General features: G+C 26.8%; 2 protein-coding genes. Both read right to left on the bottom strand.

Annotated elements, in window-relative coordinates:
- Nucleotides 1–268: 268 nt before the first annotated feature.
- The gene (locus HU235_RS06625) at nt 269–940 is read right to left on the bottom strand and encodes a hypothetical protein (RefSeq protein ID WP_174879703.1); all 672 of its coding nucleotides are present in this window, start codon (nt 938–940) and stop codon (nt 269–271) included.
- Between the two features lie 123 nt (nt 941–1,063).
- Nucleotides 1,064–1,492: a hypothetical protein gene (locus tag HU235_RS06620; RefSeq protein ID WP_174879702.1), complete on the bottom strand. Its 429-nt coding sequence runs from the start codon at nt 1,490–1,492 to the stop codon at nt 1,064–1,066.
- Nucleotides 1,493–1,707: the final 215 nt, after the last annotated feature.

The following is a 1,707-nucleotide window of genomic DNA, read 5'->3' as shown; positions in this document are numbered from 1 at the left end:
CTATAGTATCGCAACAGATAGTGAAGTAAGAAATTCTCTAAGCTTTGTTTATTACAATGTATCTAATTGTTTCCCCATTCATGAACTAACATAAGCTTATTTAAACTTTAGTTGAGATCTTGTTTGTTGTACCAATAAAATTTTTTTATATTCCCAAACATATTTATCTGCCCAATAAAACATAATAGTGTCATATTTAATTAAACTTTGTAAAATCCAAAATTGGTTTACACTCTTCATTTTAAAATAATATATCACTACAATCCGCTTACCTTACTGATGACATATACCGATTATATAAATGAGAACATTCCTTCATACAATCCAAATACATATTTCTTATTTCCTCGTTCGGACATAATTTTAAGTAACTCTCACTCTCCAATAAGGAAATAAGAGGTTTCATTTCGATATAGTATTCTACATTTTCCTTTTGCTTTAAAAGATTTTTATATCCTTTTAATATCTTAAAATAATAATTATCCATTAAACGATATTTGCACTTCGATAGCTCCGAATAATAAAACTTGTTTATTTCTCCAGACATATATTTTGCAAGATACATTTCGTTTTTTCCTAAATAAGTAGAAGTTGCTTGTGAGTAGTAACGCTTTTCACCATCACTATACAATGTTTTGGATATACGATATTTATGCCACTTCATTACTTCCTTATAACGAGACCCTAATGCCAAATTGATACTCGAAACCGTAACAGCTTTACATTTCAATATATAATCAAAAATAGTCACAATCAATTCTCTTTCATCAAGATCGGTAATCGATGCCCAACAAATATAATTGTTATCTAAGCTGGCTATTATACAAACTTCTTTATCAGGGCTAACATTAATATCAAAATATACTTCATTATCAACGATTTTATAATTTGGTTTTTTACAATTATTTTGATTAACCAAATTATATTTATCCGTACCCAATACGAAAACCTTCCTTCTTTTGCAAAGATTAACAATTTATATTTCTAATTTAATTTTTTCTTCTTAAACTCATTCTTACGTAAAATTCAGTTTTGTATTGACTGAATTTATATCACTTTTCATTTATCCTTTTTTATATGCATTTATCCCAAACAGACCTAATAATATTTGGATTAAACCTATAAACAAAAATTCAACCGTTGCTAGGAACCATTCTTTTAACACGATTACTTGTATTACTGTAGATAACATTAACAAAATACTCATAATCATTGTCAAATTATATAATTTTCTTTCTTTTTTTAATAATCCGTTTAATGAGGCAAATGCATTTCCAATTCCGAACAATATGATTAAAAATAACGCTAGGATTATCCAATTATTAAAAGGAACATACGTAGTCCATTCATTTGGAAAACTAGCGAAAACACCCTTTTTTAATAGCATCATTATTCCTATCATAATTGCACCTAATGATAATAATAAATTTAAAATAATGATGAGTGTTACAAATCCATTCTTTAAAACTACCTGTTTTCGTTCCAAATTCATAATTACCTACTGATAAATAATGTATAAATTATTTCTTTGAATTATTTTGTTCTTTCAATATTTCTTTTTCATTACTTACTCCCTTTTCTAATTAGAATCTTAAGGAAGCTGCATTCCAAAGCAATGTAACCAAAAATTTTATTATTTAGCCTGTAATTGAATCCCGAACTACACTATTTACCTAATTTTACCACAAATACACCTTAATATAATGC

Source organism: Metabacillus niabensis (genome assembly GCF_902829255.1).
Lineage (GTDB): Bacteria > Bacillota > Bacilli > Bacillales > Bacillaceae > Metabacillus > Metabacillus niabensis.
Note: the sequence above shows the minus strand (reverse complement) of the source record. Positions and strands in the feature narration are given on the sequence as shown.

Coding starts and splice junctions, on each gene's coding strand:
- HU235_RS06620 (WP_174879702.1), bottom strand. CDS start 1,492: ATGAATTTGGAACGAAAACAGGTAGTTTTAAAGAATGGATTTGTAACA.